The organism is Pantoea sp. X-Soil-YNGN-775 (assembly GCF_059730575.1).
In genome coordinates this window covers 335423-359382 of the sequence record NZ_AP035946.1, presented here as the reverse complement: position 1 = coordinate 359382, position 23960 = coordinate 335423, and the positions used below count along the sequence as shown (strand labels likewise).

At 54.9% G+C, this 23960-nt stretch carries 20 protein-coding genes and 1 riboswitch; of the genes, 13 read left to right on the top strand and 7 right to left on the bottom strand.

The features are described 5' to 3' along the window. Positions 1-65: 65 nt before the first annotated feature. Positions 66-815 carry a DeoR family transcriptional regulator gene (locus AC6I8I_RS21600; RefSeq protein WP_312054019.1) on the top strand — a complete coding sequence of 250 codons (750 nt, stop codon included), beginning with the start codon at positions 66-68 and terminating at the stop codon, positions 813-815. Positions 816-818: 3 nt separating this feature from the next. Here AC6I8I_RS21600 and AC6I8I_RS21595 read toward each other — a convergent pair whose 3' ends face one another. Continuing rightward, positions 819-1832, bottom strand: coding sequence for a LacI family DNA-binding transcriptional regulator (locus tag AC6I8I_RS21595; protein ID WP_312054018.1), 1014 nt, complete (start codon positions 1830-1832; stop codon positions 819-821). 253 nt (positions 1833-2085) lie between these two features. On the opposite strand from AC6I8I_RS21595, the gene ascF reads away from it, so the two are divergent. From ascF to AC6I8I_RS21565, 6 genes are all read left to right on the top strand, one after another. Then, a complete protein-coding gene (ascF, locus tag AC6I8I_RS21590; RefSeq protein ID WP_497828684.1) occupies positions 2086-3513 on the top strand; it encodes a PTS cellobiose/arbutin/salicin transporter subunit IIBC in 1428 nt (475 codons plus the stop codon). A 63-nt stretch (positions 3514-3576) separates the two neighbouring features. After that, a complete protein-coding gene (locus AC6I8I_RS21585) occupies positions 3577-5007 on the top strand; it encodes a 6-phospho-beta-glucosidase (protein WP_312757411.1) in 1431 nt (476 codons plus the stop codon). A 123-nt stretch (positions 5008-5130) separates the two neighbouring features. Further along, positions 5131-5233, top strand: a riboswitch (TPP riboswitch). An 81-nt stretch (positions 5234-5314) separates the two neighbouring features. Beyond that, entirely contained in the window at positions 5315-6010 is a 696-nt protein-coding gene (gene tenA, locus AC6I8I_RS21580; protein WP_497828683.1) for a thiaminase II, read from the top strand. Continuing rightward, a complete protein-coding gene (locus AC6I8I_RS21575) occupies positions 6007-6747 on the top strand; it encodes an ABC transporter ATP-binding protein (RefSeq protein ID WP_497828682.1) in 741 nt (246 codons plus the stop codon). The genes tenA and AC6I8I_RS21575 overlap by 4 nt, the downstream gene beginning before the upstream one ends. After that, on the top strand, positions 6744-7508 hold the full coding sequence (locus AC6I8I_RS21570) for an ABC transporter permease (protein ID WP_497820918.1): 765 nt from the start codon (positions 6744-6746) through the stop codon (positions 7506-7508). The genes AC6I8I_RS21575 and AC6I8I_RS21570 overlap by 4 nt, the downstream gene beginning before the upstream one ends. A gap of 23 nt (positions 7509-7531) precedes the next feature. Next, positions 7532-8467 (top strand): ABC transporter substrate-binding protein, encoded by a 936-nt coding sequence (locus AC6I8I_RS21565; protein WP_497828681.1) that lies wholly within the window; start codon positions 7532-7534, stop codon positions 8465-8467. A 36-nt stretch (positions 8468-8503) separates the two neighbouring features. On the opposite strand, the gene AC6I8I_RS21560 is transcribed toward AC6I8I_RS21565, so the two are convergent. Together AC6I8I_RS21560 and AC6I8I_RS21555 are read right to left on the bottom strand one after the other, a co-directional pair. Next, the gene (locus AC6I8I_RS21560) at positions 8504-10276 is read right to left on the bottom strand and encodes a sensor domain-containing phosphodiesterase (protein WP_312054008.1); all 1773 of its coding nucleotides are present in this window, start codon (positions 10274-10276) and stop codon (positions 8504-8506) included. A gap of 165 nt (positions 10277-10441) precedes the next feature. Next, a complete protein-coding gene (locus tag AC6I8I_RS21555) occupies positions 10442-11653 on the bottom strand; it encodes an FAD-dependent oxidoreductase (protein ID WP_497820916.1) in 1212 nt (403 codons plus the stop codon). Between the two features lie 165 nt (positions 11654-11818). On the opposite strand from AC6I8I_RS21555, the gene AC6I8I_RS21550 reads away from it, so the two are divergent. Both AC6I8I_RS21550 and clcA read left to right on the top strand, forming a co-directional pair. Beyond that, positions 11819-12118, top strand: a complete 300-nt coding sequence (locus tag AC6I8I_RS21550) for a YicS family protein (protein WP_312054005.1) — start codon at positions 11819-11821, stop codon at positions 12116-12118. Positions 12119-12225: 107 nt separating this feature from the next. Further along, positions 12226-13626, top strand: coding sequence for a H(+)/Cl(-) exchange transporter ClcA (gene clcA / locus AC6I8I_RS21545; RefSeq protein ID WP_497828680.1), 1401 nt, complete (start codon positions 12226-12228; stop codon positions 13624-13626). A 9-nt stretch (positions 13627-13635) separates the two neighbouring features. Here clcA and AC6I8I_RS21540 read toward each other — a convergent pair whose 3' ends face one another. After that, complete coding sequence (locus AC6I8I_RS21540; protein WP_497828679.1) at positions 13636-14160, bottom strand: phenolic acid decarboxylase; 525 nt, start codon at positions 14158-14160, stop codon at positions 13636-13638. A gap of 448 nt (positions 14161-14608) precedes the next feature. Between AC6I8I_RS21540 and aspT the strand changes: the two genes are divergently transcribed. Both aspT and AC6I8I_RS21530 read left to right on the top strand, forming a co-directional pair. Beyond that, positions 14609-16300 carry an aspartate-alanine antiporter gene (gene aspT, locus AC6I8I_RS21535; protein WP_089561825.1) on the top strand — a complete coding sequence of 564 codons (1692 nt, stop codon included), beginning with the start codon at positions 14609-14611 and terminating at the stop codon, positions 16298-16300. A gap of 45 nt (positions 16301-16345) precedes the next feature. Continuing rightward, entirely contained in the window at positions 16346-17950 is a 1605-nt protein-coding gene (locus tag AC6I8I_RS21530; protein ID WP_497828904.1) for a bifunctional aspartate transaminase/aspartate 4-decarboxylase, read from the top strand. A gap of 59 nt (positions 17951-18009) precedes the next feature. Here AC6I8I_RS21530 and AC6I8I_RS21525 read toward each other — a convergent pair whose 3' ends face one another. Continuing rightward, positions 18010-18525, bottom strand: coding sequence for an SRPBCC family protein (locus AC6I8I_RS21525; RefSeq protein WP_089561838.1), 516 nt, complete (start codon positions 18523-18525; stop codon positions 18010-18012). A gap of 162 nt (positions 18526-18687) precedes the next feature. Between AC6I8I_RS21525 and AC6I8I_RS21520 the strand changes: the two genes are divergently transcribed. Further along, positions 18688-19617, top strand: a complete 930-nt coding sequence (locus AC6I8I_RS21520) for a LysR family transcriptional regulator (protein ID WP_312053997.1) — start codon at positions 18688-18690, stop codon at positions 19615-19617. 336 nt (positions 19618-19953) lie between these two features. Here the strand turns inward: AC6I8I_RS21520 and AC6I8I_RS21515 are convergent, their stop codons facing one another. Together AC6I8I_RS21515 and AC6I8I_RS21510 are read right to left on the bottom strand one after the other, a co-directional pair. Further along, positions 19954-20133, bottom strand: coding sequence for a con-10 family general stress protein (locus AC6I8I_RS21515; RefSeq protein ID WP_031377499.1), 180 nt, complete (start codon positions 20131-20133; stop codon positions 19954-19956). Positions 20134-22176: 2043 nt separating this feature from the next. Then, positions 22177-22857, bottom strand: a complete 681-nt coding sequence (locus AC6I8I_RS21510; protein ID WP_312053996.1) for a type 1 glutamine amidotransferase domain-containing protein — start codon at positions 22855-22857, stop codon at positions 22177-22179. A 161-nt stretch (positions 22858-23018) separates the two neighbouring features. Here AC6I8I_RS21510 and AC6I8I_RS21505 point away from each other — a divergent pair, with 161 nt between their 5' ends. After that, a complete protein-coding gene (locus AC6I8I_RS21505) occupies positions 23019-23936 on the top strand; it encodes a LysR family transcriptional regulator (protein ID WP_312053995.1) in 918 nt (305 codons plus the stop codon). Positions 23937-23960: the final 24 nt, after the last annotated feature.

Genomic DNA, 23960 nt, shown 5'->3' with positions numbered 1-23960 from the left:
CGTCGGCTCCGGCGCGGTGTTTTCCCTGTTAAACTGCAGCGTCTATTGTTCTGCGAAGCTGGCTTATGAATCCACGACATCATCAGATTATTCAACTGGTTAATACCCGCGGCACCATTGCGGTCAGCGAACTGGCGCAGCTGACGGGCGTGTCAGAAGTGACGGTGCGTCAGGACCTTACCCTGCTGGAGCGCGATCGCTTATTGCGGCGGATCCACGGTTCTGCGCTGGCGATCGACAGCGATAATGTGGGCACCCGGATGAATACCCGCTATCCGGTTAAGCAGGCGCTGGCCGATCACGCCGCCCGCCTGGTCAATGCCGGCGAGTCGGTATTTATTGAAGGCGGCAGCACCAATGCTCTGCTGGCGCGCGCGCTGGCACAACGCAGTGATATCACCCTGATCACCGTCAGTCACTACATCGCCCAGTTATTGCGCGAAGCCGCCTGCGAAGTGATCGTACTGGGCGGTCTGCTACAAAAAAGCAGCGAGTCGATGGTCGGTCCACTCACCCGTTACTGTATTCAGCAGACCCATTTCCATAAGGCGTTTGTCGGGGTCGATGGCTGGCACCCGGAAAGCGGTTTTACCGGTCGCAATATGCTGCGTTGTGATGTGGTTGATGCGGTACTGGCAAAAGGAGCCGCTAGCTATGCGCTAACCGACAGCTCGAAATTTGGTCAGATTCAGCCTTATCCGCTCTCCTCAGGTTACCCGATCCGCCGGGTCATTACTGATGATCAGCTCGATGCCGCTACCCTGCAGCAGCTGAAGGAGCAGCAGGTTGAGGTGACTCAGATCACTACCGGCTAAGCTTTACGCCGCAGGGCCGTCAGCCACTGAATCACGCAGGATCAGGCTGCCGTTAAATGGCGGCCGCGGTCGCCACTCACCGCCATCCAGCATGGTTATCAGCCGGCCAATGGTTTCGTTGATCATTTCGGTGACCGGCAGTTTGATGCTCGACAGTGAAGGCGTGATATAGGGTGCCAGCGGAATATCATCAAAGCCCAGCACCGACACCTGCTGCGGAACCGCAATGCCGCATTCGGTCAGGCGCTTGATGGCACCGATCGCCATCTCATCGTTGCTTGCGACAATCGCAGTGAACGCCACCTTGCGCGCCAGCAGGCTATCGACCGCTGCCATGCCGCTCTGCGCTGTCCACTTCCCTTGCACAATCCGCTGCGGCTCAGGCGCAATCTTCGCATCCTTTAGCGCGGCCTGATAACCCGACAAGCGTTCCATGCCGGTCGGTGAATCCAGCGATCCGGTGATAAAGGCGATCTCACGATGTCCGCGAGCCAGCAACTGACTGACAGCATCGGTGCTGGTGGCCTGCTGATCGATGTAAATGCAGTAGCTGTCGTTAATGCGCAAGCGGCGATTAATCACCAGAATCGGCTGCCGGTGTTGGGAGATGATGGCATCAAGCGCGTCGATTGAGAGAAACCGCGGGTAGATGATAATTCCGTCGCAGCGCAGATCGAGCAGGAACTGGATCGCCGCCTGCTCCTGCTCCGCAGTATGCTTGCCGTCGGCCAGAATAAGCTGACGCCCCTGCTGCTCCATCATCCGCGCCGAGTGGGCCATCAGTTCAGTGAAGTAACTGCCGCTATAGAGCGTATTGGTGATCACCAGGCCGATGGTCTGGCTGGATTTGGTCGCCAGGTTACGCGCCAGCAGATTCGGCCGGTAGTCGGTTTCGGCTATCGCCTGCAGTACCCGTTCGCGCTTCTCCTGCCCGACATAGCCGTTGCCTGACAACACCCGCGATACCGTGGCTTTTGATACGCCTGCCCGCGCTGCTACTTCCTGAATCGTTGCCATTTCACTGCTCCTTCACTGCGCCTGTTAGCAGTCTACCTAAGCCTCTCATTATTGGAAATATTTTCACCGGCACGGCATCGCATTTCATTATCGCTGGTGGTGACTTACATCACAGAATCAAAAACTGAGTATTTTTAACGCTTGTCCCATGCAATAAACATCTTCATGATTTTGTGAAACCGGTTTCCTATTTGCCGCTTAGTCAGGGCACAAAACATAACACTGACCGATTACCCTACAGAGAAGATCCATCATGCCCAGAAACTATGACGAGGTTTCACGCGCTATCGTTGACGCGTTAGGTGGCCTCACCAATATTGAGGCGCTCACCCACTGTATGACGCGCCTGCGCTTTGTGGTTAAAGATCAGACGCAGGTCGATATTGCGCGATTAAAAGCCATCAATGGCGTGATGGGTGTGGTGCATAACGACAGCCAGTGCCAGGTGATCATTGGCAATAATGTCTCGCAGGCTTATCAGGCGGTGATGTCGTTAGGTTCGCCTGGCGGCGGCACCGCTGCGCCGGTGAAGCGCAAACTGACCTTAAAAGGGATTGGCGCAGGGATTCTCGATGCGCTGGTTGGCACCATGTCCCCGTTAATTCCGGCGATTATCGGCGGATCGATGGTCAAGCTGCTGGCGATGATTCTTGATATGGCTGGGGTGTTTGAAAAAGGGTCATCAACCCTGGTGATCCTGAATGTAATTGGCGACGGAGCGTTCTTCTTCCTGCCGGTGATGGTGGCAGCGTCGGCTGCGCTGAAATTCAAAACCAACATGTCGCTGGCGATTGCCATTGCCGGGGTACTGGTGCATCCCAATTTCATTGAGCTGATGGCGAAAGCGGCACAGGGCCAGCCGGTGGAATTTGCCTTTATTCCGGTGACCGCGGTGAAATATACCTACACGGTTATTCCGGCGCTGGTGATGACCTGGATTCTGTCGCACATCGAACGCGGCGTCGATCGCATCACCCCGGCGGTGACAAAAAACTTCCTTAAGCCAATGCTGATTGTGCTGATTGCTGCACCGATCGCCATCGTCCTGATCGGGCCGATTGGTATCTGGATCGGCAGCGGGATTTCGGCGCTGGTGTATACCGTTCACGGCTATCTCGGCTGGCTATCAGTGGCGATTATGGGTGCCATCTGGCCGCTGCTGGTGATGACCGGGATGCACCGGGTATTTACCCCGACCATAATCCAGACCATTGCTGAAACCGGCAAAGAGGGAATGGTCATGCCGTCTGAAATCGGCGCCAACCTTTCGCTGGGTGGCTCGTCGCTGGCGGTGGCGTTCAGAACCAAAAACCGTGAACTGCGCCAGACCGCGCTGGCCGCGGCGGCATCAGCGATTATCGCAGGCATCTCAGAACCGGCGCTGTATGGCGTGGCGGTCCGGCTGAAACGTCCGCTGATCGCCTGTTTAATCAGCGGCTTTATCTGTGGCGCGGTAGCCGGCATTGGCGGGCTGGCCAGTCACTCGATGGCCTCACCCGGCCTGTTCACCAGCGTACAATTTTTCGACCCCGCTAATCCGATGAGCATCGTCTGGGTGGCGGCGGTGATGGTGCTGTCGGTAGTGCTGTCGTTTGTGCTGACGCTGATTTTAGGTTTCGAGGACATTCCTGAAACCGAGCCGGCTTCTACGGCTGCGGCTGCGCCATCATCGGCTTGGTGACCGAACGAACCAACGCGATTAACGCCAACTAACCGGCAATGCTGACCCAAAACAGAGGATTTCATGTCTGAATTAAGATTCCCGCAAGGATTTTTATGGGGCGGCGCGTTAGCCGCCAACCAGGCTGAGGGAGGCTATCGTGAAGGCGGAAAGGGTTTAACCACCGTTGACATGATCCCCCACGGTCCGCACCGGATGCCGGTGAAGTTAGGCCTGGAGCAACGTTTCACCCTGCGTGACGATGAGTTTTACCCCAGCCACGACGCAATAGACTTCTATCATCGCTATCCGGAAGACATTGCGCTGATGGCGGAAATGGGATTCAGCGTATTTCGCACCTCTATCGCCTGGAGCCGTCTCTTTCCGAATGGGGATGAGCTGACGCCGAATCCGCAGGGGATCGCCTTTTACCGCGCGGTGTTTGAAGAGTGCCGTAAATACAATATCGAACCGCTGGTTACGCTGTGTCACTTTGACGTGCCGATGCATCTGGTTACTGAATATGGCTCGTGGCGCAACCGCAAGATGATCGACTTTTTTGCCCGCTATGCCCGCAGCTGCTTTGAGGCATTTGACGGTCTGGTGAAGTACTGGCTGACCTTTAATGAGATCAATATTCTGCTGCACAGTCCGTTCTCCGGTGCCGGGCTGGTGTTTGAAGCAGGTGAAAATCATGAGCAGGTTAAGTATCAGGCGGCCCATCATGAGCTGGTGGCGAGCGCGCTGGTGACCAGAATCGCCCATGAAATAAATCCGGCTAATCAGGTCGGTTGCATGCTGGCGGGCGGCAACTTCTATCCATGGTCAAGCAAACCGGAAGATGTCTGGGCGGCGCTGGAAAAAGACCGCGAAAACCTGTTCTTTATTGATGTGCAGGCGCGCGGATACTATCCCGCCTACGCGGCCCGCCTGTTTCGGGAAAAAGGGGTCAGCCTGCAGATTGACGACGGCGATGCTGAGATTCTGAAAAACAGCGTCGATTTTGTCTCGTTCAGCTACTACGCCTCGCGTTGCGCGTCAGCAGAGATGAACGAGCTTAACAGCAGCGCCGCCAACGTGGTGAAATCTCTGACCAACCCGCATCTGACGCGCAGTGAATGGGGCTGGGGCATTGATCCGCTTGGCTTACGCATCACCATGAATATGATGTATGACCGCTATCAGAAGCCGCTGTTTCTGGTCGAAAATGGTCTGGGCGCACGGGATACCTTTAATGACGCCGGTGAGATTGAAGATGATTACCGCATCAGCTATCTGCGTGAACATATCCGGGCGATGGGCGATGCGATTGCGGACGGTGTGCCGGTGATGGGTTATACCAGTTGGGGCTGCATCGATCTGGTTGCCGCCTCGACCGGCGAAATGAGTAAACGTTACGGATTTGTTTATGTCGATCGTGACGATCTGGGCAACGGCACGCTGGCGCGCAGCCGGAAAAAATCGTTCTGGTGGTATAAAAAAGTGATCGCCAGCAATGGTGAAGATCTGGAGTGACGCTGTCACCTTGTATCGACAGAACAGGCTATTCTGGTCAGCCGACCCGCAGCAGTAAGCGGGCGGCTGGTTGAGCTGGACTGCGGCGTGCCGTTGTATTCAGCAGATAATTATCGTATAACAAACGTCTCCGAGGGGTGTCCTGTAATGGGCTGAGATGGCACAAGCCGAACCCTTTGAACCTGATCTGGGTCATGCCAGCGAAGGGACGGGTCGGCAACGTTTCTGCATCATTTTCTGCGTTTTTGCCTGTTCTTCATCGTATGCCCGGATCTCCTTATGTTAACGAACCGTTAATGGAGATCCTATGTCACTTGCGCTTTTCGACACCGGCTTTTATGGCCGCCTGCGTCACCAGGCGGGCGATCACTGGCACGCCTACGTGTCGCACGATTTTGTGCAGCAGCTCGGCCAGGGCCAGTTGCCTCCCGCCGCTTTTCGTCATTACCTCACCCAGGATTATCTGTTTCTGCTGCACTTTGCCCGCGCCTATGGGCTGCTGGTCAGTAAACTGCACGACCCGGCAGCGTTACGTGCAGCAACGGCATCTCTCAACGCCATCGTCAATGAACTGCCATTGCATGTGGCTTACTGCCAGCAGTGGGGGATCAGCGAAGCCGTGCTGGCCAGCCAGGCCGAAGCCGTTGAAACAATCAACTACACCCGTTACGTGCTGGACGTCGGCCACAGCGGAGATGCGCTTGAGCTGATGACCGCGCTAATGCCGTGCGTTGCCGGCTATGCTGAAATCGGCCTGACGCTGTTACACCATCCCGCGACGGTGATCGCAGGCAATCCTTACGGCGCCTGGATTCAGAATTACGGCGATGCCGATTATCTGGCCGGTGTTCGCGCGGCGTTGAATCTGTTTGAAACGCTGGCCCAACAGCGCGCCGGGGCTGAGCGATTCGACCAGCTGGCGACGATATTCACTACCGCCACCCGGCTGGAATCCGACTTCTGGCAGATGGGCCTCGACCCGCAACTGACGTCATCCCAATGAGCCGTTCAACGCTGTTATCACCGCCGGGCATTTCTGTACGTCAGCTCAGGCTGGATTTGGGATCGCATCGGTTGTTCGACTCACTCGACCTGGAGATCCCCGCCGCGGCCTTCACTGCGCTGCTGGGTGCCAGCGGCGTCGGGAAAAGTAGCCTGATGCGCGTCATTGCTGGCCTGACGCCGCCGACATCCGGGCTGGTCAGCGGCAGTGATGGCCTGCCGCTGGCCGGGCGGATCGCCTGGATGGGCCAGCAGGATTTGCTCTATCCGTGGCTGAGCGTGGAGCAAAACGTCTGCCTGGCCAGTCGTCTGCACGGCGAAAAACCGGACCGCGACTGGGCGCAGCATCTGCTGGCGCGGGTTGGTTTGACTCGCTACGCAACGGCCCGGCCCGCCACCCTGTCTGGCGGCATGCGGCAGCGGGCCGCACTGGCGCGCACCTTATATGCACGAAAGCCGATTGTCCTGATGGACGAGCCCTTTTCCGCGCTCGACGCGCTGACCCGCAGCCAGATTCAGACCCTGGCCGCCGGGGTGCTGGCGCAACATACCGTGTTGCTGATCACTCACGACGCGGCGGAAGCCTGCCGACTCAGCCATCATATGCGGGTGCTGACCGGCTCAGGCATTGAACCCTGCCCGCCATTAGCGGGTCAGCCGCCGCGCGCGCCTGATGATGCTGGCGTGATTCGCAGCCAGGCCGCTTTGCTGCAACAGCTGGCTAAGGTGACGCTATGAAACAGCTCAGCCGCTTTGCCCCGCTGTGGCGTGGCATCACGCTGTGCAGCGGCCTGATTGCGCTGTGGTGGCTGGTGACGTTGCTGCCGGTGCCGGCGTTTCTGCTGCCTTCACCGGCGGCCGTTGCGCAGGCGCTTTGGACCAGTAAGAGCTGGCTCGGCTATCACAGCCTGATCACCTTCACTGAAATCCTGAGTGGAATGGCGATTGGCGTAGTACTGGGTTGCCTGCTGGCGCTCGGCATGACGTTTTCGCCGCGTCTGCAGCGCTGGATGATGCCGCTGGTGCTCACCAGCCAGGCGATTCCGGTCTTTGCACTGGCACCGCTGCTGGTGCTGTGGTTTGGCTTCGGCATGAGCGCCAAAGTGGCGATGGCGGTACTGGTGATTTTCTTCCCGGTGACCTCGGCCTTTTATGATGGCCTGCGCCGCGTCAGTCCGGGTTATCTCGATCTGGCTCGCACGCTGGGCGCTTCACGAGGATCGCAACTGCGCCATGTCCGGCTGCTGGCCGCCCTGCCAGCGCTCGGCTCGGGGCTGCGGATGGCCGCGGCCATCGCGCCAATCGGCGCGATTATTGGCGAATGGGTCGGTTCGGCCGAAGGTCTGGGTTACGTCATGCTTAACGCCAACGCCCGGATGCAAAGTGATATCTGTTTTGCCGCGCTGTTTATTCTGGTGCTGATGACGCTGGCGCTGTGGCTGGCGGTCGATGCCCTGCTTCGCCGCCTGATCGCCTGGGCGCCCGATAATTCCTTATGACCTCTATCCTGCGAGAAAATCCGATGCGTAAACCTGTTCTGTCGGCGCTGATCATCAGCGCAGCACTCGCCAGCCCGCTTCATGCAGCAGAAAAACTGACGCTGATGCTCGACTGGTATATCAACCCAGACCATGCGCCGATAATGGTGGCGCAGCAAATTGGCGCGTTTAAGGCGGAAGGTCTGGATGTCACGCTGGTTCCACCGTCCGATCCAGCACTGCCCCCGCGGCTGGTGGCGGCGAAGCAGGCAGATTTAGCCATTACCTATCAACCGCAGCTGCATTTCTTTGCTGATCAGGGATTACCGCTGATGCGGGTCGGCACCCTGATAAACACCCCGCTGAATACCCTGATTACGCTGGATAAGACGGTAAAAAAACCGGCAGACTTAAAGGGCAAACGGATCGGCTATTCGGTCAGCGGTATTGAGCAGGCGACACTGGCTGCCATGCTGCAACATGACGGTCTGAAGGCCAGCGAGGTTAAACTAGTTAACGTCAATTTCCAGCTGACCAGTGCCCTGCTGACCGGCCAGGTGGATGCGGTGATTGGCGGTTATCGAAATATTGAAGCGCTGGAGATCAGGTTGCAGGGTAAAGATCCGGTGGTGTTTAAGGTGGAGGATTATGGCGTGCCGGCCTATGACGAGCTGATTATTGTCGCGAACCGCGATGAAGCGCAGGCAGAGAAAATCAAAAAGTTCCTGCGGGCGCTGAAACGCGGCAACGCGGAATTGCAGGCCCATCCCGAAGCCAGCTGGCAGACTTTTGCCGCCCGGCATCCTGAACTGAATACGCCGCTGAACCATCAGGCGTGGCAGGCTTCGCTGCCGCTGTTTGCTGCCGATCCGGCGAAGCTGGACCGTGCCCGTTATCAGGCCTATGAGCAGTTTTTGTTTGATACCCGGCTGATTAAAAAGATTACACCGGTTGAGCGTTACGCTATCGACGGGCAGTGATCGGCTAAGCCCGCAGCGATTGCTGCGGGCTTAGTATCACAACGGTTTCTGATAGAGCCAGTGTTCGATGTCGCTGGCAGGCAGCGGTTTAGAGAAGAAGTAGCCCTGAATTTGATCGCATCCGTACTCTTTCAGTAATGACAGCGTCGCCTCGGTCTCCACCCCTTCCGCCAGCACGGTATAATTCAGCTCTTTCAGCATCTGAATAATCCGTTTAACGATGATTTTTGATGAGTCATCTTCAGCCATACGCGATATCAGCGACATGTCGATTTTGATCACGTCCAGCGGGATATCCTGCAGATAGCTGATGTTACTGTAGCCGGTACCAAAATCGTCGAGCGAAATAACAAACCCGTGCGATTTCAGCGCTTCCAGACCGCGGATAGCGACGTTGCTCTCGGTGATCAGCTCATTTTCCAGACACTCAATGCCAATCACCGAAGCTGGCAGTTGTGCCGCCTGCAGTTTCGCCAGCAGCGAATCGGCAAACTCCACTTTGGAGAAGTCCCGCTCACTGACGTTAATCGACACCGGAATCAGGCTGTACTCGCGATTCCAGCGCGCGAGCTGCTCGATAAGATGATCGATGACCCAGTTAGTCAGGTCAGAGATCAGGTTGGTTTTGCCGGCTAAAGGCACGAACTCAGACGGGAACAGCTCGCCACGTTCGGCATGATGCCAGCGAATCAGCGCCTCCAGCCCGACAGTTTTACCGGTTTTAAGGCAGACTTTCGGCTGATACGCCAGATAGAGGCCTTCATCCTTTTTCAGCGCCTGCGCCAGATCGTTCATGATCATAAAGTCGTCGGTACGACGGGTGTCGTAACTTTCATCAAACGACATCGCGCTGATGTTTTCATCTATCGCTTCATGCAGCGCGCTGACCGCCTGACGGACCATCTCATTGGCGTTAATCTGGCCGGGCACGAACCCGGTTTCGCCGGTAAAGATAGCCAGATCGAGGGTAATGTTTTCCGACAGATCGGCTTTCATTCCCTGCAGCACGTCGATCATATTGTGCGCCGTGTAGCGGCCCGACCACGGCTGAATCAGCGCAAAACGACCGGGGGCAAAGGAATAAAGCGTATCACCGGCAGGCAGATTGAGTCGGGCGGCAACCTGTTCGGCCATCTGTCGCAGCAGCTTCTCCATCGGCGCAATGCCGACGGTGCGGGAGAGTTCATAAGCGCGCGGAATATCGATGCAGTCGATCAGGATCAGACGGAAACGGCTGTGCGGTGCGGTGACCATCAGCTGCTGGATATCGCGGATTAGCCGTGGGCGATTGGGCAGATGGGTAATCACATCGGCGAAACCGGCATTGTTCCAGGCATCCAGAAACGAGGTCACCAGTCTGGCCAGCAACTTCAGGGTAGCGAGTTTCTCTGAGCAGAAAGCGTGCGGCTGGGTATCGGTCACGCAGAGTGTGCCCAGCACGGCGCCGTCGAGGTTCTCAAGTGACACACCCGCATAAAAACGAATATGCGGTTCGCCTTCAACAAACGGGTGCACGGCAAAGCGTGAATCCAGCAGTGTATCTACCACCACCAGATGGCCCTCACCATCAATCACGTGGCGACACAGGGATTCATCGCGGGTCGACTGTTTAAGATCGAAGTTACGTGAAGCCTTAATATATTGATTATGGTCGTCAATAATCGAAATAAAACTGCCCGAGATCCCTAATACCTGACTGGCAAGATGCACAAACTTCTCCAGCACTTCATCCCTGGCTTCATCAGGCGTCAGGAGTGCTTTAACCGCATTAAGACGTTTCTCGTCACGGCCATTTTGTTCGTTATGCACTGAAATCTCCCCTATACAGGCGCAAAAACCGAAAATAATTTAGCTTAAAAAGATGTAAATAGCGCCCAAATTTCAGATAAGTAGCGATGCTGGCTGTCATTAATTTCAGCGTGAAACAGTGTCGCATGATATCTAATCGCTGTCGAAATCATTTACCTCTTTCCGTTACTTATTCAACACCGGTGATTCGGTGCGAAACCCCAACCCAATCAGCCGGCCAAAGACAAAGCGCAGAAACGGAAGCCGACGGATAATAGCCGGAATTTTGCTGCCGCCGGGTGATTTTCGTCTGGCTTTATTACGGCTCATTTTGATTTGCAGGAACTGCGTTGCCACCGTCGGGAATTGCCGACGCTGCTGGACCTTTTCCAGATCGCGCAGGCTCAGCTCACCGGCCAGCAGCGGCCCGGTGAGAAGGTTGGCGGTCGCCACCGCATCCTGAATCGCCAGATTGACCCCGACGCCGCCAATCGGCGACATCGCATGGGCAGCATCACCAATACACAGCACGCCCGGCTTCGCCCATTTATCCAGCCGGTCAATGCGTATCGACAGCAGCTTAAACTGATCCCAGCTGCTGATTTCCTCCAGACGCGGTGCGCCAAACGGCGAGACGGCGGCAACCTGCGCAATAAAAGCCTCAAGCCCTGCCGCTTTCTGCGCCTCGAATTCGCCTTTCGGGATCGTCAGTCCGCACTGCCAGTAGTCACCGCGATCGATCACGATGAAATTTTGCCGCGGGCCTTTATGCCCCATGCCTGACACCGGATCGTCTGGCTGCTTACTCAGCCGGAACCAGATAACATCACGCGCCACCCCGAAAGTCTGGCTGGTGAGGCTGGCGCGCGCTCTGACCTGCGAGTGGCGGCCATCCGCGCCAATCACTACTTTGCAGCGGATATGCAGTCGCTGGTCGCCGCGGGTGGCAATAACCCCGCTGACGCTGTCGTTATCGTAGATAAAGTCTTCAAACGCCGTCGATTGCAGCAGCGTAAAGCCAGCATAGCGGGCACTTTGCCCGGCGAGGAAGTTAAGGAAGTCCCACTGTGGCATAAAGGCGATAAACCGGCACTGCACCGGCAGCCGCGAAAAATCTGCCATGGTAATGCTCTGACCGGCGATCTCCGCTTCCAGCTTTTCCGCGCGCTGGTGCGGCAGTTTCAACAATTCTTCCAGCAGCCCCAGCTGATGCATGATCTCCAGCGTCGAAGGATGAATCGTATCGCCGCGAAAATCGTGCAGAAAATCGCCGTGCTTTTCAATGACGACCACCCGCAGGCCTGACCGGGCGAACAGATATCCCAGCATCAGTCCGGCCGGGCCGCCGCCGACAATACAACAGTCTGCGGCGAGAATTTCAGTGGAATGTGGCTGCATCTCAGCTCCCTCTGGCACCAGTATTGCTATGATTAGTCAGTGATTCGCGACGCTTTAGCCGTAAGCTGGTAACGATTCAGCTGTCAGGCTACGCATTTATCGCGATTAATTCTAACTGAAAACGACTCAGGGCCCGCTGTGGGTTACCGGTCGCCGGAGATCATCATGATTAATGTGGTTCGCAGTGCCCTGGTTATTTCGCTGCTGTTAAGCCCGCTTGCCCTGGCAGACTCAGCTTACCAAACGCTGCAATTTGCCCTCAGACAGCAGCAGATCACCGACGATCTGCGTGAAAAATGCCAGCTGCCGCCGTCTCTGTCAGATGAAGCGCTGCGCCAGACCTTTCTGAACGATAAAAATGATAAAGCACCGTTGATTGCTGCGGCACAGGCGCTCAAAAATAACGATAACTCAGCCTACCGCGAACGGATGGCGCAAGTGGTATGTCCACCGCAGGCGGGCTAGTCTTCAGCGCCTGAGCATTTACATATTCATTGATATGAGATTTTGTTTTCCAGGCCTGCCTCAGTAAACTGTCAGGCCTGGCTCGATTCAAACAAGAACTCTCCCGCATGAATGAAGAATCACCGCAATCGGTGTATGTTCCCCGCACGCTGGCTGCGCGCAGCCGAATGTTCCGTGCGCTCCTCTATCGTGATAAAACCCCGCTGGCGGTGCTGTTGTGTGCTGCACTGGTCGGGACGCTGGTTGGCCTGGCTGGTGTGGCGTTTGCCCGCGCCGTTGAGGCGATCCAGCAGTGGCGTGCCACCAAAATTTCTCCGGCGATAATCGAGGGCTGGCCGCTTTATGCTGCTGCGTTTGCTGTCTCTGCCCTGCTGGCGATGGTCGGCTATCTGCTGGTGAAGCGCTTCGCGCCTGAAGCGGGCGGCTCAGGGATTCCGGAAATCGAAGGCGCACTGGAAGAGCTGCGGCCGGTGCGCTGGTGGCGGGTGATTCCGGTTAAGTTTTTTGGCGGCATGGGCACGCTCGGGGCCGGTATGGTGCTGGGGCGGGAAGGTCCTACCGTTCAGCTGGGCGGGAATATTGGCCGCATGGTGATTGATATCATCGGCTTGCGCAGCAACGAGTCGCGCCATACGCTGCTGGCGACCGGGGCCGCCGCCGGGCTGGCCGCGGCATTTAATGCGCCGCTGGCCGGTATCCTGTTTATCATTGAAGAGATGCGTCCCCAATTCCGCTACAACCTGATTTCAATAAAAGCGGTGTTCACCGGCGTGATCATGGCGAGCATCGTCTATCGCTGTTTCAACGGTGAGCAGGCGGTTATTTCGGTTGGTAAACTGGCTGATGCACCGGTGCAGACGCTGTGGCTTTATCTGGTGCTGGGGATGATTATTGGCCTGGTAGGGGTGCTGTTTAACCGTCTGATATTCCTGACTCAGGATCTGTTTGCCCGCCTGTATGCCGGTAAAACGGCTCGCGTGGTACTGGCAGGCGCCCTGCTCGGCGGTGGATGTGGGGTGCTGTCGCTGGTGTTTGCGCCCGGAGCGGGCGGCGGGTCAGAACTGATACCGCAGGCGGTACACGGGATGTTCCCTCTCGCTCTGCTACTGCTGATCTTTATCGTCCGGCTGATAACCACCCTGCTTTGCTTCGGCTCCGGTGCGCCTGGCGGTATATTTGCGCCGATGCTGGCACTTGGCACGCTGCTCGGTACCGCATTTGGCGTGGCGATGACCCAGCTTTTTCCGCTCTATCAACTTGATCCAGGCACCTTCGCTATCGCCGGTATGGGGGCGCTGTTTGCGGCATCGGTGCGGGCGCCACTGACCGGCATCGTACTGGTGCTGGAGATGACCGATAATTATCAGCTGATCCTGCCGATGATCATTACCTGCCTCGGTGCCACGCTGCTGGCCCAGTTTCTGGGTGGCAAACCGCTCTATTCTTCAATCCTCGCCCGTACCCTGGCACGCCAGCAACAGGTTACCCGCCCACAGCAGGGCGGATAACCTGAGCGGTTATTTTCCGTCAAAAAAGTCGCTGGGCAACTGGCCCGGCGCTTTATCGATTACCGCGTCGTTATCCGCACCCTCATTTTTCATATAAGTGACCTGGGCGAATTCAGGAATGATGACGTACGGATAGGCCGGTCCTTCATCACGGAAGCGATGCATATCCTCGATAAAATCGTTCTGATAGCAAATCGTCTTCTCCGGATGCTGGCCTTCACCGGCAATCCACTGCGGGAAGAAGATGGTGCCGTGGAGGATTTTACGTGACAGATCAAACAGCAGGCTGACGCAGGTTCCGGTGGGTTCGTGCCAGTCGACCTTATAAATGCCCGGTGCAAACTGTACCGCGTTCATTTTCTGATTAGTGACCCAGCGCCCCCCTACCAGCCCCTGATGAATGCGGTAATCGCAGGTGGTTTCGTTACGCGCATACCATTCATATTTCCAGCCATTATCATAGGTATAAACAAAATGTGTACCGACAAACTGTGATAAATCGTTGGATATATCGTTGACAGATTCAGTGGTCATATTAGTCCTTTACATCATCAGGTATTTAGAAAATAACAGGAAAGAAACAGGCATAAGTCATAAAACGGGCTGTCCGGACCGGAGTAATTAATATGGACCAGGATTTTTTTTTTGCCATTCGAAACCGATAAAAGCGTAAAAATACAGTTGTCAGATTATTTCTTCACACACACTCTGCAAGGCGCAATACATTTACAACATCTTGTTTTTTAAGAGTTGTGTAATATTTTTACTGTTAACAACGATTTTACATTGCTGACCATCTTCGCCACCCTACTACATAATTAATTATTATAAATCATAGAGATAAAAATATAATTTGCATTAATCCTGATTGCGACCAGACTTTTTTATGCTTTTTCCATAACGGGCTCCGCCATATTTTTTACTCTGATGCAGCTGCCTTTGCTGTTGCTGTCCGTTCAACCTGACTTCAGGATACGTTTCTATGGATTTGCTTCATGAACTTTTCCGACTCTCGCCTGAACTGGCTCTGTTTCTTTCTCTCGCTATAGGGACCTGGATTGGTAAATTCAAACTGGGTGCGTTCCAGCTTGGCGGTGTCGCAGGCGCGCTGCTGATTGCCGTCATTATTAGTCAGGTCGGCGTTACAATTGACAGCGGAATTAAAAACGTGCTGTTCGCAGTATTTATTTATGCAGTTGGTTTTGAAAGCGGACCTAAATTTTTCTCCTCGCTAGGGCGGCGCACGTTGCGCGAGATCGCCCTGGCGCTGATTCTGGTGGTTACTTCGCTGGCAACGCTGTTGGTGATGGCGCGGCTGTTCTCGCTGGATAAGGGAATCGCGGCCGGGATCGCCGCGGGTGCGCTGACCCAGTCGGCGATAATCGGTACCGCCAGCGCGGCGATCGCCAAACTCAACCTTGATCCCGCCCAATTACAGCAAATGCAGGGGAACGTCGCCGTTGGTTACGCCGTGACCTACATTTTTGGTTCACTCGGCGCCATCATCATCTGCGTCAATATCCTGCCTAAAATCATGGGCCGTTCGATTCGTGAAGATGCGATTAAAGCTGAGCTGGAGCAGATGCGGGGCGCGCCGGTGCTGGCGCCAGGACAGCAACCCGCGCTGCCGGGTCTGGTCGGGCGGGTGTTTCTGGCCGGACCGGCGGCCGGTAAACGCGTTGCCGAGGTTGAAGCCGGTGCCGATCCGCATTTCCCGGTCACCGTCGAGCGGCTTAAACGTGACGACAAAGTGATCGCCGTCACCCCGGAGATGCAGCTTAACGAAAACGATGCGCTGCTGCTGGTTGGTCGTCGTAAGGGCATCATCGCGCTGGCCGCATCACTCGGTAAGGAACTTGATGCTGCGGAAGGGCCGGAAATGACGATGCAGACCACCGAGGTGCTGCTAACCAACCCGGCGCTGGTCGGTAAGCGCATTGATGCGCTCCGTAAGGAAATTTCAGGTGACGTGCGTCATGGCATTTACATCGCCACCCTGAAGCGTGGCGATCTGCCGGTGCCCGTCACCGATGACACGGTCATTCAGCACAATGATGTGGTCACCCTGTACGGCAGTGAGCAGGATATCCAGCGAGCGGCCGCGCTGGCCGGTCCGGTGCTGATTAAAAGCCTGAAAACCGACCTGATGTTTCACGGCCTCGGCCTCTCCTTCGGTTTGCTGATCGGCCTGCTGGTGCTGCGTATCGGTTCCGTCCCACTGACGCTTGGCAGCGGCGGTGGCGCGCTGCTTTCCGGCCTGCTGTTCGGCTGGTATCAGGCCCGTAAACCGCTGAGTGGAAACATGCCGCTGGCAGCCTCCGGCCTGCTGCGCGATCTGGGACTGGCCGGCTTTGTCGCCGTGGTCGGTCTGCAGTCGGGATTGCAGGCCGTCGAAACGGTGCGCCAGAACGGTCTCTCTATTTTCCTGATCGGTATCGTCGTCACCGTGGTCCCTTTAATGCTGACCTTGCTGATTGGACGTTACCTGTTGCGTTACGACAACACCGCTATTTTTGCGGGCGCCCTGTCTGGCACCCGCAGTGCGAACCCTGCCTTTGGGGAAATCCTCGACAAAGCAGGTAATGCCATCCCGACCGCACCGTTCGCGGTGACCTACGGTCTGGCCAATGTATTTCTTACCCTACTGGGCCCGCTGATTGTCGCGCTGGTCTGATAGCGACCTGCTAATCGATGCGTCCTTATCCGGAGAACTATTCCTATGTCGAATCCTTACGAAAAATACGCCGCGCTGAGTCCGTTTGAACTGAAAGATGCGCTGATTACGCTGGCTTCAGGCAAACCAGACCGCATGATGCTAAATGCCGGACGCGGCAATCCCAATTTTCTCGCCACCCTGCCGCGCCGTGCTTTCTGGCGGCTGGGACTGTTTGCCACTGAAGAAGCCGAGCTTTCATATTCCTACCTGCCGCACGGTATCGGTGGTCTGCCGCGCATTGAAGGGATTGAGGCACGTTTTGACGCCTTTCTCTCCCGTGAGCATCAGCAGCCTGGCGTCGCCTTTTTATCGCGTGCGGTGAGCTATGTTCGCGATCAGTTGGGCCTTTCGGCCTCGGCATTTTTACATGAGATGGTAGAAGGAATCCTTGGCGCCAACTATCCGGTTCCGCCACGCATGCTCCATCTGAGCGAGAAAATCACCCGTGAATACATTGTTAAAGAGATGATTGGCGGCCTGATATCGGCAGAAGATGTTGACCTGTTTGCGGTGGAGGGCGGCACGGCGGCAATGACCTATCTGTTTAACACCTTACGCACCAACGGCCTGGTGACCGCCGGTGACAAAGTGGCAATGGGCGCGCCAATTTTCACCCCGTACATCGAAATTCCCCATCTGGAGGATTACCGGCTTGAAAGCGTGATGATTAACGCTTCTCCCGAGGAAAACTGGCAGTATCCGGACCACGAACTGGATAAGCTGCTCGATCCGGCGGTTAAGATCTTTTTCTGCGTCAATCCGAGTAATCCGGCATCGGTAAAAATGGACCAGCGTTCGCTGGACAAGATGGTCAAAATTATCGAGCAGCGGCCCGATTTGATTATTCTGACCGACGATGTTTACGGCACCTTTGCGCACGATTTCAAATCGCTGTTTGCGACCTGCCCGAAGAACACCATTCTGGTCTACTCCTTTTCAAAATATTTTGGTGCTACCGGCTGGCGGCTGGGGGTGATCGCTACCCATCAGCAAAATATTCTGGAGCAGCAGCTGAGTGACCTGAGTGCGGAAGAGAAGCAGCGTCTTGAGCTGCGTTATGGCTCACTGACGCCAGACGTGCCGGGCCTGAGTTTCCTCGATCGCGTGGTCGCGGATAGCCGCAGCGTGGCGCTTAATCATACGGCGGGCCTCTCTACGCCCCAGCAGGTACAGATGGTGCTGTTCAGCCTGTTTGCCCTGATGGATGGCGAAAATGGCTATAAGTCTGCCGTCTCAGAGATCATTCGCCGTCGTCAGGCGGTGCTTTATCGTGAACTCGGCATTCCTCATCATGAAACTGAAGAGGCGGTTGACTACTATACCCTGCTGGATCTAGGGGCGATTTCGCGTCAGGTGTACGGCGATGAGTTTGCTAACTGGGTCAACGCTACCCTTAATCCCACCGACCTGCTGTTCCGTATTGCGGAAGAGACCGGCATCGTGATGTTGCCCGGCACCGGATTCGGCACACAAAAACCTGCGGGCCGGATCTCACTGGCTAACCTCAACGAATATGAGTATGCGGCCATTGGTAAAGCCTTACGGCAAATGATGGAGCATTATTATGACGAGTTCATTGCGCGTGGCAAAGATCAGCCCAGCGCGTAGTGACTGGACGGAGTAATGTCTGACGGTCTGGCACCGCGCAGAGTGCCAGACCATTCGCCTCAAACTCTGGCCGCTTTCGCTGCTGCCACCAGCCCATCCAGCCAGTCCTGATGACCATTGATCATCGGATTCGGTTTGGTGACCGCCAGCTCGCGAGCCGGTTGTCCGTTTTGCGTCTCCTGAGTCAGGATACGTACCCGGTTACCCGGCAGAGCCTCAATCAGCCAGGCATGCAGAACATCAAGGCGATCGGCGGCACCCGCTTCACCCGCCCAACCGTGCCAGGCCAGGCGTGCAGCCTCGCCTTCTGCCGGTGCAATACACTCTGTCACCTGAGCCTCAACCGGGAAGCCAAAGGTCTCGAAATAGAAGCGTACTCCCTGCTCCAGTACCGGACCTTTGTTGTCGTAAAAGCGCGCATTGGCTGAGTTGGCGTAATAGTCAGACCAGCGTGCGGGTTCACTCAACAAGCGCCAGATTTCCTGCACCGACAGGTCGGCGACAATCACTTCATTTGAGCAAAAATTATCGGTATAGCCCGGTACAAAACCTTCCGGCCAGTTAATCGCGTTCATTTTCATTTTATCCTGCCTTTAGAGGTGATAATGCGCTTATGCAGCGAACCGAGGCAGTATCAGGGCGACGCTGAAATAACGCCAATCGTGATAATTAATGCATGATATCATCGTAACTAATATCAAAAACTGCTTGTCTGACTGACCAGCCGCGAGAAGAAAATGCGCAGCAACATTCACAACGTCGATTTAAATCTGTTGAAAACGCTGGATGCTTTACTGGATGAGCGCAGCGTTACCCGCGCTGCCGAGCGATTATCGCTGACCCAGCCTGCGGTGAGCGGCATGTTAACCCGGCTGCGAGACAGTTTTGACGATCCGCTGTTTACCCGAGCTCAGCGCGGTATCGTGCCAACTTTGCGGGCGCTTGAACTGGCTGCGCCGGTTAAAGCGATACTGGCGGAAGTGGAGGAGTTGCTGCAGCCACAACAGTTTGATCCGTTAACGGCTGAGATGACGTTGCAGATCGCCGCGACAGATTATGCGCTGCGTGCGGTAATCGTCCCGTTTATAGCCCGTTTAAGGCGCGAGGCTCCCGGCATTCGGGTGGCGGTGGTCCCGGTCAATAATGAGATCTTGCAGGAGCAGTTTGAACGCGGAGCGGTCGATCTGGCCTTGCTGACGCCTGACACCACGCCGCAGGAGTTGCATACCCGTCACTTATTTGATGAGGAGTATGTCTGTTTGCTACGCGACGATAATCCGCTGGCAAGCGCCGGACCGCTGACGCTGGATGCTTTTTGTGCGCTGGAGCATGCCCTGGTTTCCTATCCTGGCGGTAATTTCAGCGGTGTGACAGATACGGCGCTGGCAGCACTGGGCCGCAGCCGCCGGGTCACTCTGTCAATATGCAGCTTCCTGGTGTTGCCCGAGATCCTGCGCCTGAGTGATTTAATCAGTGTGGTACCACGTCGTCTGGCGATTGCTGGCGCGGGCCTGACTCAACTTCCGCCGCCGCTGACCATACCGGGCTTTACCAAAACGCTGGCCTGGCATGAACGAACCCATCGGCATAAAGGTCATCAATGGTTGCGTCAGTTGTTAATCACCATTGCTGATGAGACGACAAATCCTGTTACATCTCTACCCTGACTGGGTTACCTGAGCGAGCCGGTTACGCATTTTTTGTCCCTCCGCGCAGCCGCTGGCAATAATCAGCGAATGGATAATGCAAACTACAGGCAAGGCGTTTTATATCTGGAAATCAGATAAGAAAATTTGCACAGCATTATTCTGCTTTCAGCGGATTGGTATTATTATTGATATTATTCAGGGATAGGTTAGAGGGAATATATAGCAGGAGTAAAAATCAATAGATATCAGCGTAACCAAAGAATAAACCACAGCGCATTAACTTTTAATATTGGTTATAACAGGCCCCGGCAAAATGCCGGGGCTGATGGTTAAAAAGTCCGCATCAGCGACTTTCTATTCGGACTTACGTCCACCACCATGGCTGTTTTGGCCACCTTTCTTACCGGCTTCTGAAGCCTTTTCACGGTCATTAGCGAAGTTACCGCCGCTGTTTTGTCCGCCTTTTTTACCTGCTTCAGATGCTTTTTCACGATCTTCTGCGAAGTTACCGGAACCACCACGATGTTCGGCCATAATTTCCTCCTGAACATATTGTCATTTGATTAATGGCAACCAGCATAATTCTATTACGCCAGCCGTTTTCGTGTTGCAGTGATAAGTCTAGCCGGGCCTTTTCGGGCTGCAAGTCTATTACAACCTTCTGGTCCTGATTTATATTTAGCCGAAGCGAGACAGCGCCATGAATAAGCAAAACGGTAAACGGGAAAAATTTATTGAGGCTAATCACTTACCCAAGGCGATCAATTATCGCCCCCTCGCCTGGCGATTAACATTTTTTTACTTTTGATTAAAAAGTTAAATGCCATGTAAAACGCAGCGGCCTGATGTTCAGCGGTTGGCTTAGTCTTGCAGCGCGCAGCCCGGCTGCGGCATCAGCCTGTTAACCCGCTGCTCATCAGTCTGAACCCACCTGACAAGACGAAGATAAACGCCGTTCTGAGGCGCTTTCCCCGCCAGGCAACAGCGCCCGGGCGCGTTAAACGTCTCGCTAAATGTCTCGTTAAGCGCTATGACCGATTCCGATACTTCATCTCAACAAGCTTTGGCTCTGAGGTATGGCAGCGATAAGAAGCTTCGGCTGAGTACACGCCTGGAGAAACGATTGTGAGCAAAGGATTGATGTCAGAGGAGTGGCCTTGGGTTGAGGTGGATTGGGTTGCCGGACTGATTGGTTAGGGGGTGCGATTGCCGGGCTGGTTTTTTGGGTTGGCGGTTTGATTAGTTAGCTGCGGGACTGCCGGGCTGATTCCTGGGATTCGGCGATTTGATTAGTTAGATGCAGGATTACAAGCCGGGTGCTGAAGAGTGGCGGATTTCTTAGGTAGCGGGTTGGATTGCCTGGCGGGAGCGGTGGATTTGCCGGTTGATTTGTAAGTTGGTGATATTGCCGGGCGGTTGCCCTGGAGTGGAAGGTTGTGGGATTGTTGGGTTGTTGGGTTACTGGGTTACTGGGTTACTGGGTTGCTGGGTTGCTGGGTTGCTGGGTTGCTGGGTTGTTGGGTTGTTGGGTTGCTGGGTTGGTTAGCCGTATTAAGCAGAATTTTTTCCTCTCTTGCTGATCCTTTCTGTGCCTGTCCCTTTCTGTGCCTTATGGTGATCCAGCAATCGAAAAAATGTCGCCTGGCCAGCTACTTCCGCCCTGCGCGCAATGATAAAAGCCCTGACTGAGTTAGCCAGGGCTTTTAAGGTACTACCGATTTAACATTTACCATTAAGGAACTTAATTGAGATTTACTGCTTCGGTACTGCTATTTATGAACAGGTCCTGCGGATAATAATGAACACCTGAAGTCACTCATTATCATTAGCGGTTTTCACCACCTGATAGTCTTTTATGAGACAAAGACAGGTCAGGCCCGGATAAACCTGCACACCCCCATCGCGATATATACTCTTTGATGCGTTGCCTTACTTTCATTACGACGTTTAAACCGCAATCGTATCCTGTCGTAACGTAAACGTTCAGAACTACGAGGCCTTACATCATCGCGAATACTTTTTACTGAAATAACATCAACGTACTAAAACTACTTTACTGACTACTAATTACTACTTTGTTACTAACGATACTCCATTCAACAGTGCTATTAATACATAACTCAATTTAACAGGAGTGCTTACTAATTTAACTCAAACTTCAACTTACTTTATCAGAGACGTCTTGTTTGCCGCTGATGTGTCTTACTTTACGATTTTAAATTTCAAAGTCAACACTGTTTTTAAAAACATGTTTATATCTTCAGTAGCTTAGCAATAGCGTTAATAATCATTCTCAGGCAGGATGAGCCCCCCCGCAGTTTTATTATCACTACGAATAAAAATAGAATTCTAATCTTTTTATACTGAATAATTAGCCTGGTGATTATATCATTATTGCCCCCTTGCCTTCGGGTACGAACCGTCGATACATTCTCCGTTACCGGGACTGCGCGCTTAGCCACCTGGTACGCAGCGAAGTGAACAGAGCACTGAATAAAGAAGCGACCCGCGTGACACGAAAAAAGGCACCTTACCGGTGCCTTTTAGCGGTCAAGCTTTGGTAATACAATCAGCCAATTAGTTCGACAGCTGGCTCATCAGCAGCTGAGCTGTCTCAACCGAAGAACCTGGGTTCTGACCGGTAATCAGCAGACCATCCTGCACCGCATAAGACTGCCAGTCATCACCGCGAGAATAGATGCCGCCATTCTGTTTCAGCACATCTTCCACCAGGAAAGGCACCACGTTGGTCAGGCCAACGCCCTCTTCTTCAGTGTTAGTAAAGCCGGTCACTTTCTTACCTTTTACCAGTGGCTCGCCATCGGCGCTTTTGACATCGCGCAGTACGCCCGGCGCATGACAGACCAGCGCTACCGGTTTACCCGCCTGCAGAGTCTGTTCAATCAATGCAATTGAGTTTTTGTCGTTGGCCAGATCCCACAATGGACCGTGACCGCCAGGATAGAAAACAGCGTCAAACGCATCCTGTGAAACTGAATCGAGGCGGACGGTAGCAGCCAGTACTGCCTGAGTCTCTTTGTCACCATGGAAGCGACGGGTTTGTTCAGTCTGTGAACCAGGCTCATCACTTTTCGGGTCGAGCGGCGGCTGGCCGCCTTTTGGTGACGCCAGCGTTACTTCAACGCCCGCATCGGTAAAAGCGTAATAAGGGGCGGCAAACTCCTCCAGCCAGAAGCCCGTTTTCTTGCCGGTGTTGCCGAGTTGATCATGCGAGGTGAGTACCATTAAAATTTTCATATTTGCTCCGTCTCTGTGTATCGGTTCAGGCTAAAGTTTAGGGTTCGGAACCGGCTGCTGTTCAGCCGTATTCTCTGTTGACCGGGCCATCATTACCTGGCTGGACATATTTCTGAAATTTATTTCTTCAATTTCAGCTATTCACATAGCATTATAGCTCAATGAAATACGATCTGAATTTACTGCCTGTCCTGCTGGTGATGATGGAGGAGCGCAACGTCACCCGCGCTGCGGAGCGGCTCGGGATTACCCAGCCGGCGCTCTCCAATGCGTTAAACCGGCTGCGGGAAACGCTTAACGATCCGCTGTTTATTCGCGAACGCTACGGCATGCGTCCAACGCCGATGGCGGAACAGCTCGCCGAAGTGGTTGCAGCCTCGCTCGGCGCGATCGACAAAGTTATCCTCGGCCAGCAGGATTTTGACCCACGCCACGCCACCCGGCTCTTTACACTGGCCCCTAACAGCTACGTTGAATTCGTCATGATGCCGACCATTGTGGCGCGCCTGCGCACCACTGCCCCGGGCATTCGTCTGCGGCTGACGCCGTTTGGCAACGACATTGCCGAAACCGGCGTCATCTCCGGCAACACAGATATGGTGCTGGGACGCATCGTTGAGCCGCCCGATAACCTGGTGGTACAGCATTTGATGGATGAAGGGCTGGCGTGCGTGGTTCGGGCCGATCATCCTGAGGTTACTGACGAGCTGAGCGCGGAACAGTATGAGCAGCTCAGGCATGTCAATGTGCTGCCGCCCGGCCGGATGCGAGCCGGATTGTTCCAGGCGCTGGAGCAGCGCGGGCTGCGCCGTCAGGTTGCAGTATCAGTCACGCATTTTCTGGCGGTGCCGGATATGATAGCGGTGACCGACTATTGCGCGACGCTGCCCCGGTTGATCTGTCAGCAGCTGGCAAAAGATCCGCGGCTGAAGGTGCTACCGGCTCCGGTCGACCTTGGCACCTTTCCGGTTGAAATGGGCTGGCACGCGCGTTACCGCGACGATCCGGCTCACCGCTGGTTGCGCGGCTTAATGATTGAAGTGGCGCAGACGCTCTCCTCCAGTCAGCAACTTGATTAGCGCGATCATCATAACCGCACTAAT